General features: G+C 70.1%; 18 protein-coding genes. 4 read left to right on the top strand and 14 right to left on the bottom strand.

All coding sequences use genetic code 11. The features are described from left to right. Positions 1–38 precede the first annotated feature (38 nt). Positions 39–197, bottom strand: coding sequence for a hypothetical protein (locus A6A25_RS44920; RefSeq protein WP_198932907.1), 159 nt, complete (start codon positions 195–197; stop codon positions 39–41). Between the two features lie 142 nt (positions 198–339). Between A6A25_RS44920 and A6A25_RS30415 the strand changes: the two genes are divergently transcribed. Then, positions 340–753, top strand: a complete 414-nt coding sequence (locus A6A25_RS30415) for an NUDIX hydrolase (protein WP_073896216.1) — start codon at positions 340–342, stop codon at positions 751–753. Between the two features lie 14 nt (positions 754–767). On the opposite strand, the gene A6A25_RS30410 is transcribed toward A6A25_RS30415, so the two are convergent. Further along, on the bottom strand, positions 768–1853 hold the full coding sequence (locus A6A25_RS30410; protein ID WP_073896000.1) for a DUF2332 domain-containing protein: 1086 nt from the start codon (positions 1851–1853) through the stop codon (positions 768–770). 1 nt (position 1854) lies between these two features. Continuing rightward, positions 1855–2358: a MaoC family dehydratase gene (locus A6A25_RS30405; RefSeq protein WP_073895999.1), complete on the bottom strand. Its 504-nt coding sequence runs from the start codon at positions 2356–2358 to the stop codon at positions 1855–1857. Positions 2359–2652: 294 nt separating this feature from the next. Between A6A25_RS30405 and corA the strand changes: the two genes are divergently transcribed. Then, positions 2653–3729 carry a magnesium/cobalt transporter CorA gene (gene corA / locus A6A25_RS30400; RefSeq protein ID WP_073896200.1) on the top strand — a complete coding sequence of 359 codons (1077 nt, stop codon included), beginning with the start codon at positions 2653–2655 and terminating at the stop codon, positions 3727–3729. A gap of 228 nt (positions 3730–3957) precedes the next feature. On the opposite strand, the gene A6A25_RS30395 is transcribed toward corA, so the two are convergent. Then, positions 3958–5043 (bottom strand): DUF2332 domain-containing protein, encoded by a 1086-nt coding sequence (locus A6A25_RS30395; protein WP_073895998.1) that lies wholly within the window; start codon positions 5041–5043, stop codon positions 3958–3960. Positions 5044–5149: 106 nt separating this feature from the next. Between A6A25_RS30395 and A6A25_RS30390 the strand changes: the two genes are divergently transcribed. Together A6A25_RS30390 and A6A25_RS30385 are read left to right on the top strand one after the other, a co-directional pair. After that, positions 5150–5812, top strand: coding sequence for a metallophosphoesterase family protein (locus A6A25_RS30390; protein WP_073895997.1), 663 nt, complete (start codon positions 5150–5152; stop codon positions 5810–5812). A gap of 6 nt (positions 5813–5818) precedes the next feature. Then, entirely contained in the window at positions 5819–6679 is an 861-nt protein-coding gene (locus A6A25_RS30385; protein WP_143193494.1) for a chromosome partitioning protein ParB, read from the top strand. Here A6A25_RS30385 and A6A25_RS30380 read toward each other — a convergent pair. The 10 genes from A6A25_RS30380 to A6A25_RS30340 form a co-directional block, all read right to left on the bottom strand. Continuing rightward, positions 6676–7647, bottom strand: coding sequence for a hypothetical protein (locus A6A25_RS30380; RefSeq protein ID WP_073895996.1), 972 nt, complete (start codon positions 7645–7647; stop codon positions 6676–6678). The two genes, A6A25_RS30385 and A6A25_RS30380, sit on opposite strands and share 4 nt — an antisense overlap. A 79-nt stretch (positions 7648–7726) precedes the next feature. Beyond that, positions 7727–7900, bottom strand: a complete 174-nt coding sequence (locus A6A25_RS44335; protein WP_158073845.1) for a hypothetical protein — start codon at positions 7898–7900, stop codon at positions 7727–7729. A 49-nt stretch (positions 7901–7949) separates the two neighbouring features. Next, positions 7950–8303, bottom strand: a complete 354-nt coding sequence (locus A6A25_RS30375; protein ID WP_073895995.1) for a nucleotidyl transferase AbiEii/AbiGii toxin family protein — start codon at positions 8301–8303, stop codon at positions 7950–7952. Beyond that, a complete protein-coding gene (locus A6A25_RS30370) occupies positions 8300–8890 on the bottom strand; it encodes a type IV toxin-antitoxin system AbiEi family antitoxin domain-containing protein (RefSeq protein WP_073895994.1) in 591 nt (196 codons plus the stop codon). Before A6A25_RS30370 ends, A6A25_RS30375 begins: the two co-directional genes overlap by 4 nt. A 55-nt stretch (positions 8891–8945) precedes the next feature. Continuing rightward, positions 8946–9833, bottom strand: coding sequence for an SDR family NAD(P)-dependent oxidoreductase (locus tag A6A25_RS30365; RefSeq protein ID WP_073895993.1), 888 nt, complete (start codon positions 9831–9833; stop codon positions 8946–8948). Between the two features lie 282 nt (positions 9834–10115). Beyond that, on the bottom strand, positions 10116–11297 hold the full coding sequence (locus A6A25_RS30360) for an ABC transporter ATP-binding protein (RefSeq protein ID WP_073895992.1): 1182 nt from the start codon (positions 11295–11297) through the stop codon (positions 10116–10118). Between the two features lie 4 nt (positions 11298–11301). Further along, positions 11302–12147, bottom strand: coding sequence for a carbohydrate ABC transporter permease (locus A6A25_RS30355; protein ID WP_073895991.1), 846 nt, complete (start codon positions 12145–12147; stop codon positions 11302–11304). Beyond that, the gene (locus A6A25_RS30350) at positions 12147–13094 is read right to left on the bottom strand and encodes a carbohydrate ABC transporter permease (RefSeq protein WP_073895990.1); all 948 of its coding nucleotides are present in this window, start codon (positions 13092–13094) and stop codon (positions 12147–12149) included. The genes A6A25_RS30355 and A6A25_RS30350 overlap by 1 nt, the downstream gene beginning before the upstream one ends. Next, entirely contained in the window at positions 13091–14347 is a 1257-nt protein-coding gene (locus tag A6A25_RS30345) for an ABC transporter substrate-binding protein (protein WP_073895989.1), read from the bottom strand. The genes A6A25_RS30350 and A6A25_RS30345 overlap by 4 nt, the downstream gene beginning before the upstream one ends. Before the next feature lie 183 nt (positions 14348–14530). Then, positions 14531–15067, bottom strand: coding sequence for a general stress protein (locus A6A25_RS30340; RefSeq protein ID WP_073896197.1), 537 nt, complete (start codon positions 15065–15067; stop codon positions 14531–14533). Positions 15068–15086: the final 19 nt, after the last annotated feature.

The raw sequence follows: 15086 nt of genomic DNA, 5'->3' as shown, positions 1-15086 counted from the left end.
GCTTCGACCTCTCGCCGTGGGGGGAGGAGCCGGTCGACTCAGAACAATTGTTTCACGAAGGTGATGAGCGCCTCAGCGGCATCCCGCAGCGTGCCCAGGATGTTCTGCACCAGCTGAGCCGCCTGCTGTGGCTCCGCGATGAGGAAGAACAGGAGCAAGCCGACCCCGGCGAAAGTGAGAATCTTCTTCAGATTCACGGTGATCAACCCCGTTCGCTACCGCACCCGTTTGGCGCCAGTGAAAACCGTTGTACCGCACTCCGCGACACGTCGGGAGATTTGTACCGCACTTGGGTCAGCGGGCTGCACCGCCAACCCGGTGTGACTACGCTTGGTGATCGTGACGGCCGAACGTGAGCCCCGGATCCGCTGTGTCGGCGGCATCGCGCACGACTCGGACGGGCGACTGCTACTCGTGAGAAGGGCCAATCCGCCAGGTGAGGGACTGTGGTCGTTACCGGGTGGCCGAGTCGAACCCGGCGAATCGGACGAGACCGCACTTTTGCGGGAGCTCCGCGAGGAAACGGGACTCTCCGTGACCGTCGGCGCGTTGATCGGCACGGTCACCCGACCGGCGCCACGCGGTGTCTACGAGATCCACGACTACGCCTGCCAGGTGCGATCCGGCGTCCTCAGACCGGGCGACGACGCTTCGGACGCGCGGTGGGCCGATGCTGCGATCTTGGCCACACTCCCACTGACCGAGATGCTCCACGACACCCTCGCGGCCTGGGGCCAACTCCCCCGGTCGTGATCGTCATCCCCCGATCAGGGGAGCCACACCAATCGCTGGCCGTGCGGCGCCGTCGTCGCCAACGCCTGCGCCGACCGCACCTCGCCGCCCTCGAACCGGACCAGGCCCACCACGCCGACCGCCGCCTCGTCCGCCGCGGGCCGCAGGTCGTCCCGCTCCGGCAGCACGTGGACCAGGCCCGCCGGGTAGCCCTCGTGGCTCAGCCACCACACCGGGCGGCCGAGGTCGCGCAGCGCGGCGACGAACTCCTCCCCCGCGACGTACGGCAGGACGTTGCTGGTCAGGACCACCAGCGGCAGGTCCTCGGGCACGCGGTCGGCGGCCTTGCCGAGGTCGGCCACCGCGTCGCCGACCACGAACTCCGGCGGCGACTTGCGCTGCACGGTCGCGGCCACGCCGAACAGCCTCAGCCGCTCCGGCTGGTCGGCCCACACGCACGCTTCGAGCCACGCGTAGGTGTCCTCGTCGGTCAGGTCGGCGGGCGCCCGGTCCAGGCCCACCTTGGCCGCGATCTTCACCGTTTTGGGGATCTTCGGCAGCTCCGCGCCGGGCGCCAGCTCCAGCGCGCAGTGCAGCCCGAGCGCCGCCTTGGCGGGCCCGGCGACCAACTGCCCGGCCTGCTGGGTCTGGTAGCGGTAGCCGTACTGGTCCAGGCCGAGCAGCAGACCGGCCGAGCAGCCGACCTCCAGCAGCCCGACCGGTCCCTTGACCTTCGCCAGCGCCGGGTACAGCAGGGTCGCCCGCCGCACCTCGTTGGTCTGCACGGTCCGGGTGGCGATCAGCTCGCGCATCCGGTCGGCCCGCTCCAGCACGAACTCCCGGAACAGCCGCCACGTGCTCTCGTCCGCGCCGTACGTGCCGCCGAGCGACGGGTAGTAGTTGGACAGCTCGTGGAACGGCTCGGCCTGCACCAGCCGGTGCGCCGCCGCCAGGAGCAGGGTCGCGTGCGCGAACCGCTCCGGTGCGGCGGTCAGCAGCCCGGCGACCTCCGGATCGTCGGCGGCGTGCGAGGCCAGGTGCTCGTAGAGCGGCGAGACGCCGTGCGCCTCGCCGCGGGCGAACCGGGCCAGTCGTTGCCGCACCAGATCCAGCGAGGTCACGTCACTCCTTGGGTTCGGGCCTGCCCGGCTGCTCGCCGCCGCGCGCCTCGCCGTAGGAGCGCTTGGGCACCATGACCTTCCGGCGGAACACGCAGACGACCGTTCCATCCTGTTTGTACCCGCGCGTCTCGACGTAGACCACGCCGCGGTCGTCCTTGGACTTCGACGGCGTCTTGTCCAGCACCTCGGTCTCACCGTAGATGGTGTCACCGTGGAACGTGGGCTTCACGTGCTTGAGCGACTCCACCTCCAGGTTGGCGATGGCCTTGCCCGACACGTCCGGCACCGACATGCCCAGCAGCAACGAGTAGATGTAGTTGCCGACGACCACGTTCTTGCCGAAGTCGGTGGTCTCCGCCGCGTAGTGCGCGTCCATGTGCAGCGGGTGGTGGTTCATGGTGAGCAGGCAGAACAGGTGGTCGTCGTACTCGGTGACCGTCTTCCCAGGCCAGTGCTTGTAGACCGCGCCGACCTCGAACTCCTCGTAATAACGCCCGAACTGCACCGCACGCCTCCGTTGGCCGGCTCTGTGTGAAGTCGGTGTGATGGAAGACGACACCGACCGGGACGACAGTGTGAGCACCGGGGGAGTACCCTCGGCAACTGGTCTGTGAGCGACTACACCGCCGGGACCAAGCGACCCGAGGAGGTGAGGACTACCGATGAGTAACGACCCCCATCCTGTGAGTACCTCGCGCGTCCTCATCGGGGAGCCGGCTTTCCACAGCTAGGCCCAGCGGTACCGGTCGGGGACGTGCCGTCGTCGTTCGTCGAGTCGACGCCCCCACTGGAGGACCTCGTGCCCAGCTTGCCCTCGCTCAGCGGCCGGAGAGGCCGCACGCCGGATCGCCCCGCGGTGCCCATCCCCGTGCCGTTGTCGCACTACGTGGTGGACTGCGGTGTCTACGTCGACGGCACCCGCCTGCCCGGCCGCTGGTCGCACACCGACGCGGTCGAGGAGGTGCGCCGGCGCGGCGAGGGGTTCGTCTGGATCGGGCTGCACGAGCCGGACGAGGAGCAGATCCAGGGCGTCGCGGAGACGTTCGGGCTGCACGAGCTGGCCGTCGAGGACGCCGTGCACGCGCACCAGCGGCCCAAGCTCGAGCGCTACGACAACATGCTGTTCATGGTGCTCAAAACGGTTCGGTACATCCAGAACGCGTCACCGGACACGGCCAACGAGATCGTCGAGAGCGGCGAGATCATGGTGTTCCTGGGCCGCGAGTTCGTGGTGACGGTCCGGCACGGCAACCACTCGGGGCTGGCGGCGGTGCGCCGCGAGCTGGAGGCCGAACCCGAGCGGCTGAGTTCCGGCCCGGCCGCGGTGCTGTACGCCATCGCCGACCACGTGGTCGACAACTACCTCGACGTGACCGACCACATCGAGGACGACATCGACCAGATGGAGGCGCTGGTCTTCCAGCCGCGCAGCCGGGTCAGCGCCGACCAGATCTACCTGATGAAGCGCGAGGTGCTGGAGCTGCGCCGGGCGGTGATGCCGCTGGCCGTGCCGCTGCGGCGGTTGGCGGAGGGCTACACGCCGCTGATCCCCGAGCAGGTGCGCTCGTACTTCCGCGACGTGGACGACCACCTCACCGAGGTGTCCGAGCGCGTCATCAACTTCGACGAGTTGCTGACCACGCTGGTCAACGCCGTGCTGGCGAAGATCACGCTCCAGCAGAACTCGGACATGCGCAAGCTCGCCGCCTGGGTGGCGATCATCTCCGTGCCGACCATGGTGGTCGGCGTGTACGGCATGAACTTCGACTACATGCCGGAACTGCGCTGGCGCTACGGCTACCCCATGGTCATCGCGGTGATCCTCGTGGTGTGCCTGACGCTGTACCGAATATTCCGCCGGAACCAATGGCTCTGAGTCCGCTCACCTGCCCTTCTTCCAGCGACGGGATGTTCCGACATGGCCAGGATGTTCACCAACCCGCGGTTCTGGGTGCTCACGTTCCTGATCGGCTGGCTCACCACGGTGACCCTGCTGATCGCCAACGGGAACTGACCGCTTCTCGGCAGACCGGACCACACGCGAGGTTGCGACTTCCGGGCGACCGAGCCCGCCGTCTGCGGAGCAGCGGCAATCCAACACCGATCAGTTCCAGGGCGCGGTGTCCCACGTGAAGGGGATGCCGTGCCCCCCACCCGTGCCCAGGCGCAGCGAGATGCCCGCCGGCCACAGCTTCAGCAGCAGCCGGAACTCGTAGGTGCCCCCGGTGTGCGTGCGCCTGGGCTCGTAGACCAGCAGCGCCAGCGGTGCCATCGGGGTGGCGCGGGCGGCGGCGTCGGCCAGGATCGCGCGGCCCATGGCGCGGTCGGCCGGTGACACGTACTGCCAGACGACCGAGTGCCAGACGACGGTCAGCACGTCGCGTTCCGGGCGGGCGAGCTGCTCGGCCAGCCACTCCGGGCCGGTCGCCCGCCGCACCGGGACGGGGTCGAGCCTGGCCAGCTCCACGGCGGCCTGGAGGCGGTCGAAGCGGTCGACCTGGTCGGCCCAGACGAACGACGACAGGTGCAGCCGCCCGTCCTCTGTGGACACGTCCACCGGGTCGGGGTCGCAGCCGGCCCGGCGGACCAGGCGCAGGTTGTGGCCCAGGTCGACCGGCGGCCTGCCGGTCCACCCCGGGTCGAGGGCGAACGGGCTGCCCGGGTCGCCGTAGGTGACGCCGTCGACCCGATAGGCGATGCGGTGCGGGCGCAGGTTCAGCCCGCCGGACGCGCCGACCTCCAGCAGCCGGATCGGGAACGTGGCGCGGCGGCCCGCCTCGTCGGCGGCCAGGTGGGTCGCGGTCTGCAGGCCGCCGAACAGGGGCGCGCTGCGGCCGGGCTCGTTGGTCTGCACGACGGTGGACGTGACCAGGGCGCGCAGCTCGTCGGTGTGCTCGTGCAGCACGGTCAGCGCGTCGTCCCAGAGGGTGTCCAGGTCGGGTTCGCCGCCGACGGTCGGGTAGTGCTTGGCCAGCGTGGGTGCCCGGCCCTCCAGCACCAACCGGTGCAGCGCGCCCGCGAACCGCAGGCCGGGCACGGTGCCGTGCCGGTCGCACTCGGCGCCCGCCATCACCCGCGCGGTGACGCCACCGCGGGCCAGGTCGTCCGCCGCCGCCACCAGCAGGGTGCGGGTGAGCGGGCTGTGGACTTCGCAGGCGCGGGACGCGTCGAGGAACAGCTCGGCGAGCACCCTGTGACGTTAACCCGATTTCCCTTGTGCGGCAGGGGGAGGAACGCGTTGTTCACCCTTTCACCGACGATGTGTCGCCGTCGGCGGCAGCGTTTAGGCTCGGTGGATGCCGAGGGTGCTCGCGGTGGCCGACGAGGTGGTCGAGTCGTTGTGGACCGAACAGGTGCGCCGGCACGACGTCGACCTGGTCGTCGCGGCCGGTGACCTGCCGTTCGACTACCTGGAGTTCCTGGCGGGCGCGCTGGACCGGCCGTGCGTGTTCGTGCCGGGCAACCACGACGTCGACTTGACCGGTTACGCCACCGTGCGGGGCCTGTGGACGAAGGCGGGCCTGCCGGCGCGGTGGCCCGGTCCGGCGGGCGGCGTGAACGCCGACGAACGGGTGGTGGACGTGGCCGGGCTGCGGATCGCCGGGCTGGGCGGGTCCGTCCGGTACAGCGGCGGGCCGAACCAGTGGACCGAGCGGCAGCAGGCGCGGCGGCTGCGGCGGGTGCTGCGAGCGGCCCGGTGGCGGAGGTGGCGCGACGGGCGCGGGGTGGACGTGCTGCTCACCCACTCGCCGCCGCTGGGCTGCGGTGACGAGCCGGACCCGCCGCACCGCGGGTTCGCGTGCCTGCACGAGGCCGTGCGGCGACTGCGGCCCCCGCTCCTGCTGCACGGCCACATCCACCCGCACGGCCAGGTGAAACCCGACCGCGCGCTCGACGGGACGCGGGTGGTGAACGTGGTGGGGTACCAGGTGTTGGACATCCCGTCGCGAGTGACCTGAGGAGGAGTGCCCGTGCCCCGTGACACCGGTTTCCCGCGGGCCGACGCGGAGAACGACTTCCTGCGCGCCCGGCGACGGCAGGTGCTGTCGCGGTTGGCCGCGTGGCTGCGCCGCGAGCCGGACGACGTGAACATCATGCTGCCGTTCCACGAGGTGGTGGAGTCGCTGGGGGTGCTCAGCGAGCGGCGGTTGGGGCTGCGCGCGATCCGGCTGGACTCGATCGTCGGCAGCGTGGACCGGACCAGGGACTTCGACCGCCGGTTCCGGCCGACGTCGGCGCGGGTGCGCGAGCGGTGGCAGCGGCTGGCGCTGGCGCAGCGGCGGGGCGAGCCGGTACCGCCGATCGAGGTGTACCGGGTCGGTGACCTGCACTTCGTCCAGGACGGGCACCACCGGGTGTCGGTGGCGCACGCGTTGGGGCTGGAGGTGATCGACGCCTACGTGACGGAGGTCGTGACGCGGGTCGCGGCGCACGGCATCCGGCACCGCGGTGACCTGATCGTGAAGGACTACCGGCGGCTGTTCCTGGAACGGGTGCCGCTGGCCGGTGAGGCGCGGGCGGCGGTGCTGCTGTCGGACCCGTGGGAGTACGCCGGGCTGGGCGAGCACGTGGAGGCGTGGGGGTTCCGGCTGATGCAGGACGAGGGCGTGTTCCTGGACCGCGTCACGGTCGCCCGGCGCTGGTACGCCGAGGAGTACCAGCCGGTGGTGGGGATGCTGCGGCAGGCGGACCTGATCGGCGACCCGCCCGAGGAAACGCGCACCGAGACCGAGGCGTACCTGTGGGTGGCGGCCGAGCGGTACCGGCTGATCCGCACGCACCGGTGGGACCCGGACGTGATCTCGACCCTGCGGTCGCGCCGTTAGCGCTGGCCTTCGAGCCGGGGCAGCGGGCGGGCCTGGTCCATCACCCGGTCCGTGTAGCTGTCGAGCAGGCGGGTGGCGACCTGCTGGCCGTAGCCGAGGATGACCGCCCAGAGCAGCAGGGCGGCCTGCGACGCCACGCCGATGAGGCCGGTCGTCACGCCCGCGCCCAGGGCCAGGATGCCGACCACCGCGAGCGCCGCGCCGAGCAGGACCTTGATCAGGGCCTGGTAGCCGACCATCACGTACGGCGAGAGGCTGGGCCGTCGCCGCAGGAGCAGCACGACGGCCGAGAGCACCGCGCCGAACGCGCCGAACACCTGGATCAGCCACACGTCCGCGCCGGTCGCCGCCTTGCCCGACGGGCACACCGTGGGCAGCTTCTCCGCGCTGGCGCACATCGGGATGAGGCCGGGCTCGACCAGGCCGATGACGCCCAGGAGGGTGTTGATCACGAACAGGACCACCGAGGTGGCGATGAGCTTGTTGCGCAGCGCTCGCGACCCGGCGTGGGCGAAGTCGGACGCGTCGAACGCGGCCCGCAGCGCGTCGACCACCACCTCCCGTTCCACGGCCAAGGGGAACTCGCCGGGCCGCAGCTCCTCCAGCGCGACCCGCCGCGGATCGTCCTCGTGCAGGTTCTCGGCGACCCGCGCCTTCAACCCCGGTAGCCGCCCGAGGAACCCGCTGCCCGCCGCCACGACCGCGATCTCGGCCTCGTGCAGCGACCGCCAGGCGCGCTCGATGTGCCACCCGGACCACCACGACGCCACCGTCCGCCACCGCGACTCGGTGCGCGTGATCATGTCCTCGACCACGGCGGCCTCCTGCTCCGCCGTGGCGCGCCACTGTTGGCTCTCCTGGTCGAGCGGATCCGGCGGACCGAGCGCGGCCAGGTCGGCACGCACGCGATCCAGCCGCGACTGCACCACCAGGCGCCAGTCCGTGATCCGGGGAGTGCGCGTGCCCATGTCCAGCATCGTCGCAGGCCAACCCACCTATCAGGCGATCACCCGAAGGAGTGGTGACCACACGGCCTGCGAGTGACCGTCACGGCTCGCCGACCAACGAGTCCGCGAACTCGACGACGACGGCCACCACTTCGGCGAACGTCGGCGGCAGCCCGTCGCCGTCGGCACCGAGTCGGCGCTTGAACGCCTGGTACGAGCTGTCCCGCTGCTCCCCCAAGCCGCCGACGACCTCGGAAAGCCGTTTGATCTCCACGCCCCGGTAGGCCGTCGTCGCCCGCAGCGCCGTCCGGACCTCGTCGCGGTCAGATCGACTGCGACGTGACCGTGTCGACCAGGTACTCGACGCCGTCGTCCGGGTCGGGCACCCGCCCTGCCACCTCGACCACGAGGTCGACCACGGTCCGCTCGTCGTTGGCGAGGTGCCGCGCCAGGAAGTCGGCGTCGGACGTGGGACGGCGGGCGCCGAGGGCGGCCAACAGCATGCCGCCCTTCAGCACGAATTTCGCGGTGTGAGGCGACTCGGCCAGCCTGGCGAGCCACCGTTCGAGGACGTAGAGCACGAGCAGTTCCTCGGTCGGGCGCCGCTCCCGGCGGGCCCGGTTCTGCAGGTCGAGGTAGGCACGCCCGCCGGGTGTTCCTCTCGTCGTGCGGTTCACTCGGCGATCACCACCTCCACCGCGGTCCGCACCGGCCCGTGCACCCCGAGCCGGCGCGCGATCTCCAGCAACCGCCCCGGTCGCGCCGAGCGCTGCCCGAGGTAGCGGCGCAGGGCGACCAGCGCGGTCGGCTCACCCAAGCGGTGCCGCAGCCTCATCAGGTCCACCACCGTCCTCTCCCGGGAGTAGATCCGAACGGTCTCGTCCGGTGCGGCTTCCACGTTCGCGAGCCCCAGGTCGAAGGTGTCCGCGTTGAAGCGGAAGACCTCGGTCGGCGGGTAGTCGATGCGCGGAGGACGTTGCGTGCGCGGCACGGCGAACTGCACGGCGATCGGTATCTCGTCGGTGAGCTCGTGCACGGCGGCGGCGGACACGCAGCAGACCACGGCGTTCGGCACGCGGTAGGCGACTGCCAGCAGATCGGGCCGGGACGGCGTTGGCGCGTCCGCTCGGCGGAACACACCGCGCGACAGCTCGACCACCTCACCCTCGTCCCGAAGCCGGTAGAGGTCGCGGTGGTGGAGGCCGCGGGCGAGCGCCGTGGCGGTCGTGAAGGTGTCGGGCATGTCGTCGGCAGACGGCGCCATGGATGGAAGTGTCGCCAACTGGCTCGGCCCTGGCAACACTTCCATCCACCTGGCTTCAGGCCGTGCGGCCCGGTTCGACCAGTTCACGCAGGCGTGGCGGCATGCGCTTCTCCAGGCCGAACGGTTCCAGGTGGGCTTGCAGGACGCCGTCGAACGCCCGCTTCACCGACGCGGTGTCCCACGCGTCGCTCTCCAGGATCGGCTGCTTGAAGTACGGGTGGCCGACCAGGTGCAGCTGCCTGCCGTTGCACCGGACGATCTGGCCGGTGATGCCCTGCGCCGCGTCGCTGAGCAGGAACAGCACGAGCGGTGCGACTTTGCCGGGGGTGCGGTCGGCCGGGATGGCCCGCAGGGACCGCTCCGACTTCCACACCATCCGGGTGTGCGCGACCGGGCAGACGGCGTTGACCCGGATGTTGTCCCCTTCCAGGTCCAGGGCCCACGACGAGCTGAGCGAGGCGACCGCGCCTTTCGTGGCCGAGTAGGTGGCGAGTTTGCGCTGGCCGAGAAACGCGCCTGACGAAATGTTCACGATCGAGCCGTGGCCCTGCTCGCGCATCACGCGCATCGCGGCCATTCCGGTGTAGATGACACCCAGTAGGTTGACCTCGACGGTCCGCCGGATGGATTCCGGATCGTCCTCCCACGGCAGTGTCTCGTAGTTGAGCCCGGCGTTGTTGACCAGGCCGTCGACCCGGCCGAACTCGGCCTGGCACATTCCCACGATCTTCTCGGCCTCGCTGGGATCGGCCACGGTCGCCGTGCTCGCCACCGCGCGCCCACCGTACGCCCGGATGTGCTCGGCGACCTGTTCGGCCTGCTCAGCGTCGATGTCGTTGACCACGACCGCCGCACCGGCCTGCGCGGCGTGCATCGCGTAGGCCTCGCCCAAACCCCGTCCCGCCCCGGTGATCACGACTGCTTTGCCGTCAAGAATCCCCATCTCGCGCTCTTCTCTGTGCTCGGCGGACTCCCCTGCCCCGGCCCTTTCCGGCCGGAGTCGTTTCCGCCTGCGCCCAGCGTGGAGATCGGCGGCAGTCCGGTCGCGGCAATTGCGACGAGGTGTGGGTTTGCTGCGCTGAATGGCCTATGGAGTTCGTCCCTGCCGATGCCCCTCGGCTGGTCAGTAACTCCCAGTGACCTCGACAAACGCCCGTTTGGCCTTACCCGAAAGTGTGAAAGGCCGCCCCCGGTGGACAGTGGGGGCGGCCTTCCGGGCGGACGGTCAGCCGCGGTAGGTGAGGTTGCGGCCGTTGCCCGGGTCGAACAACTGCACCTTGTCCGCGTCGAACCAGATGTCGGTGGGTTCGCCCGCGACCGCGGTGGACGTCGCGGCGATCCGGGCGACCAGCGACACGCCGCCGCCGGGCACGTCGGCCGAGCCCGCGTCGGCGGCGAGCTCGGCCAGCTCCGCCGACGTCGCCTGTTCACCCTGAAGGCTGAAATAGGCGAACTTGTCCGAGCCCATCGACTCCAGCACGTCCACCTGGTTGGTGAACGTGACGCCCTTCGCGCGCACGGCGTCGTCCACCAGCCGCGCGTCCTCGAAGTGCTCCGGCCGCAACCCCATGATCACCTCACGGGGTGCGTCGGCGCCTTCCAGCAGCCCGCGCACCCGGTCCGTGAGCGGCACGTCGCCGAGCGCCGAGCGCAGCACGCCGCCCTCCAGCGCGGCCGGCACGAAGTTCATCGCCGGCGAGCCGATGAACCCGGCCACGAACAGGTTCGCCGGGTTGTCGTAGAGGAACTGCGGCGCCCCGACCTGCTGCACCGCGCCGCCGCGCATCACCACGACCCGGTCGCCGAGGGTCATCGCCTCGGTCTGGTCGTGCGTGACGTACACGGTGGTGGTGCCGAGCCGCTTCTGCAGCCGCGACACCGACGTGCGCATCTGCACGCGCAGCTTGGCGTCGAGGTTCGACAGCGGCTCGTCCATCAGGAACGCCTTGGGGCTGCGCACGATCGCCCGCCCCATCGCGACCCGCTGCCGCTGCCCGCCCGACAGGTTCGACGGCTTGCGGTCCAGGTGCTGGGTCAGGTCCAGGATCTCGGCGGCGTCGCGGACCTTCTTCTCCACGGTCGCGTCGTCCACTTTGGCCAGTCGCAGCGGGAAGGCCATGTTCTCCTTCACCGTCATGTGCGGGTACAGCGCGTAGGACTGGAACACCATGGCGATGTCACGGTCCTTGGGCGCGCGCTCGTTGACCCGTTCGCCGCCGATGCGCAGCTCGCCGGACGTGATGTCCTCCAGGCCCGCGATCATGTTGAGGGTCGTGGACTTCCCGCAGCCGGACGGGCCGACCAGGATGATGAACTCGCCGTCGGCGATCTCGATGTCCACGTCCCGCACGGCCACCGCGCCGTCGGGGTACTGCTTGGTCACGCTGTCCAGAACGATCTCGGCCATTGCTTCACCCCTTGACGGCGCCGGAGGTCAACCCGGCGACGATCCGACGCTGGAAGAACAACACGAACAGGATGATCGGGATCGTGATCACCACCGCGGCGGCGGCGATCGACCCGGTCGGGTCCTCGAACTGCGAGCTGCCGGTGAAGAACGACAGCGCGACCGGCACCGTGCGGGACGCCTCGGTGGAGGTCAGCGAGATCGCGAACAGGAAGTCGTTCCAGCAAAAGATGAACACCAGGATCGCGGTGGTGAACACGCCGGGCGCGGCCAGCGGCGCGATGACCCGGCGGAACGCCTGACCGGGCGTCGCACCGTCCATCTTCGCCGCCTTCTCCAGCTCCCACGGGATCTCGCGGAAGAACGCCGACAGCGTGTAGATCGCCAGCGGCAGCGCGAACGTGATGTAGGGCAGGATCAGGCCGGGCCAGGTGTCGAACAGCCCGAGCGTCCGCTCGATCTCGAACAGCGGCGAGACCAGCGAGATCTGCGGGAACATCGCGATCAGCAGCGACACCCCGACCAGCAGCCGCTTGCCGGGGAAGTCGAGCCGGGCGATCGCGTAGGCGGCCATCGTGCCGAACACGACCGCGACGGCCGTGGCGATGAGCGCGATGCCGATCGAGTTCACCAGCGCGCGGACGAACTCCGTGGTGGAGAAGATCGCCTTGTAGTTGTCGAACGTCCACGCGCGCGGGATGAAGTTGCCGTCCGCCAAGGTCTCCTTGGTCTTGAACGACAGCGACACGATCCACAGCACCGGTACCAGCGCGTACGCCACCACCAGGATGTTGAGCACGGTCCAGCGCGCCTTGCGGCCCGTGGTCACGGCCCCGCCGATGCCCGCCATCAGCGCCTCCCCCCGCCGTCGCCGCCGGGTGCGGCGGTGCCGAACAGCTTCACGAACACGAACGCGATGATCGCCACCGCGATGAAGATGAGCACCGACATGGTGGAGCCGATGCCCAGGTTCAGGCCTTTGATCAGGTTGTTGTAGGTCAGCATCGACACCGACGACGTGCCCTGCGAGCCCGCCGTGAGCACGAACAGGTTGTCGAAGATGCGGAACGCGTCGAGCGTGCGGAACAGCAGCGCCACCAGGATCGCGGGCTTCATCACCGGCACCATCACCTTGGTGAACCGCTGCCACGCGCTCGCGCCGTCCATCGCGGCGGCCTTGAGCAGGTCGTCCGGCACCAGCGCCAAGCCCGCCATGAGCAGCAGCGCCATGAACGGCGTGGTTTTCCAGATCTCGGCCAGCGTCACCACCATGATCGCCGGGATCTTCTCGGTGAGCACCGGGTCGCCGCCCGCGATCGTCTCGGCCAGGTAGCCGGTGCGCGGTGTCCAGGCGTAGCGCCAGGAGAACGCGGCGACGACCGTGACGATGCCGTACGGGATGAGCGTGGACGTGCGCACGATGCCCCGGCCGACCAGGGTGCGGTGCATGATCAGCGCCAGCGCCATGCCCAGCACCAGCTCGATCGCCACGGACACCACGGTGATCAGCACCGTGACCCACATGGCGTTCCACCAGTACGGGTTGGACAGCACGGTGACGTAGTTCTCCAGGCCGACGAACTCGGTGCGGTCGGGGAACTTCAGGTCGTAGCGCTGCAGCGACAGCCACAGCGAGTACAGGATCGGCCAGCCGGCGACGGCGGCCATGATGAGGATCGCGGGCGCGCACAGCAGCAGGCCGAGCCGCCGTTCGGCTTTCTTGCCCTCGCTGAGCGCGGCCTTGGCCTTCGGCGAGAGCGCGGGTTCGGCGTCCGGGGTCTTCAAGGCGTGGCTCACGGCAGCACCCCCTTCGAGTCGAGCGCGTCCTGCAGTTCGGTGCGCAGCCGTTCGGCGGTGCCCCGCGGGTCGATGCCCGCCGGTGGCGACAGGATCGTGGAGATGACGGTGGAGACGTTCTGGTAGGCGGGGGTCCGCGGGCGCACGCTCGCGTTCTTCAGCGTCTCCAGGATCGCTTCCTTCATCGGGTACGGCTCGGCCATCTCCGGGTCGTCGTAGACGGCCTCGATGGTCGGCGGCACGCCGTCGTTGATGGCGGCGAACTTCTGGTGCTCGGCGCTGCGCAGGCACAGCACCGCGTCGAACGACTCCTCGGTGTGCTCGGTGAAGGCGCTGACCGCGTAGTTGATGCCGCCGACGGTGACCTTGGCCGGGTCGCCGTCGATCGACGGGTAGGGCGCCCACTTGAGGTGCGGCGCGATGGCCTCGACCTTCTGCGCGGCGGCGTAGACGTACGGCCAGTTCAGCATGAACGCCGCCTTGCCGCCCTCCATGGCGAGCCGGGCGTCGTCCTCGGCGGCGTTGGAGAACGACGGGTCGACCGCGCCCGAGGTGGCGAACCGCTTGAGCACCTCCAGCGCCTTCACCGCGCCGTCGTCCACCACGGCCTTGGTGCCGTTCTCGTCGACGATCTGCCCGCCCGCGGTGCTGACCAGGGTGTTGTAGAGGACGACGAGGCCTTCGTACTGCTTGCCCTGCGCGGCGATCAGGCCCGGCGTCTTGTCGTTGCCGTCCGCTTCGAGCCGCTCGCCGAGTTGGATCATCTCGTCCCACGTCTTCGGCGGGGTGGGCACGAGGTCTTCGCGGTACCAGAGGAGTTGGACGTTGGTGTTGTCCGGCGCCCCGTACAGCCTGCCCTCGTAGCGGGCGGTCTCCAGCGGCGTCTCCAGCGTGCCGTCCTCGACCTCGGTCCTGGCCTGGCCGGTGAACTCCTTGATCCAGCCCGCTTTGGCCAGTTCGGCGGTCCAGGTGACGTCGAGGGCCAGCACGTCCATGCCGGTGTCCCCGGCGGCGAGCCTGCGGACCATCTGCTCGCGCTGGCCGTCCGCCTCGCGCGGCAGCTTGTGGTAGACGATCTCGTAACCGTCGGCCTGGGCGTTGCAGTTGTCGACGATCTTCTGGAAGTTCTCCTGCGGGTACTTGTAGACGTTGATGGTGATCCCGCCGTCACCCGAACCACAGCCCGCCAGCACGGACGTCGCGATGAGCGCGGCGCTCCCGGCGGCGGCCAACCGATGACCCTTGCCCCTCATCGGTCCTGCCTCCTTCCCGACAACGGAGGAGCCAGACCGCAGCGCCCGGCACCTCGTCGTGCCCACCGGTCGACTGGGCCGACCGGTGGAACGAACGTAGGCCCGGTGATCAGGTGCCGCAACCACCGGAGCCCGGAACGGCCTTACCCGATCAGGTGGCGCGGTAAACCTCGGTCTTCGACGTCAGCCCTTGCCGGTCCCGCCCGCGTCCGAGGGGCGCATGGCGAGCTTGGCGAGCAGGTCGCGGCCGCGTTCGGCGGACCGGGGCTGGCAGAGCACGTCGTAGCGGCCCGCGACCAGCTGGCTGGCGCTCTGGAAGTCCCTCTTGCCGCGCGCCGACCCGTACCCGACCGCCGCGAAGATCAAGCCGAACGCGATGCCGACCACCAGGCCCGCGACGATGGGCCCGAGGCTCGCGCCGGGGCTGGTGTTGAACAGGCTGAGCAGGACGCCGACGAACAACCCGAACCACGCCCCCGACGCCGCTCCGGTGCCCAGCACCCGGCCCCAGGTGAGCCGGCCGGTGACCCGTTCGACGAGCATCAGGTCGACACCGACGATCGTGACCTCTTGGACGGGGAAGTCGTCATCGGCCAGGAAGTCGACCGCCCGCTGTGCTTCCTCGTAGGTGCTGTACGAGCCGATGGGCCAGCCGGTGGGCGGGGTGGGCAGGCGGGGAGGCACCCCGGGTCGGTTCTGGCCGGAGAATGAACTCGTCACGGTGACCACCTCTTCGCGG

The organism is Saccharothrix sp. CB00851, from assembly GCF_001905065.1.
GTDB lineage: Bacteria > Actinomycetota > Actinomycetes > Mycobacteriales > Pseudonocardiaceae > Actinosynnema.
The sequence above is the reverse complement of the archived record's forward strand: the minus strand, read 5'-3'. Positions and strand labels throughout refer to the sequence as shown.

What these genes read in the sequence shown, in the direction of transcription:
- A6A25_RS30390 (WP_073895997.1), top strand. Translation starts at nt 5,150, where the DNA reads ATGCCGAGGGTGCTCGCGGTGGCCGACGAGGTGGTCGAGTCGTTGTGG.
- A6A25_RS30380 (WP_073895996.1), bottom strand. Translation starts at nt 7,647, where the DNA reads ATGGGCACGCGCACTCCCCGGATCACGGACTGGCGCCTGGTGGTGCAG.
- A6A25_RS30370 (WP_073895994.1), bottom strand. Translation starts at nt 8,890, where the DNA reads ATGGCGCCGTCTGCCGACGACATGCCCGACACCTTCACGACCGCCACG.
- A6A25_RS30365 (WP_073895993.1), bottom strand. Translation starts at nt 9,833, where the DNA reads ATGGGGATTCTTGACGGCAAAGCAGTCGTGATCACCGGGGCGGGACGG.
- A6A25_RS30360 (WP_073895992.1), bottom strand. Translation starts at nt 11,297, where the DNA reads ATGGCCGAGATCGTTCTGGACAGCGTGACCAAGCAGTACCCCGACGGC.
- A6A25_RS30355 (WP_073895991.1), bottom strand. Translation starts at nt 12,147, where the DNA reads ATGGCGGGCATCGGCGGGGCCGTGACCACGGGCCGCAAGGCGCGCTGG.
- A6A25_RS30345 (WP_073895989.1), bottom strand. Translation starts at nt 14,347, where the DNA reads ATGAGGGGCAAGGGTCATCGGTTGGCCGCCGCCGGGAGCGCCGCGCTC.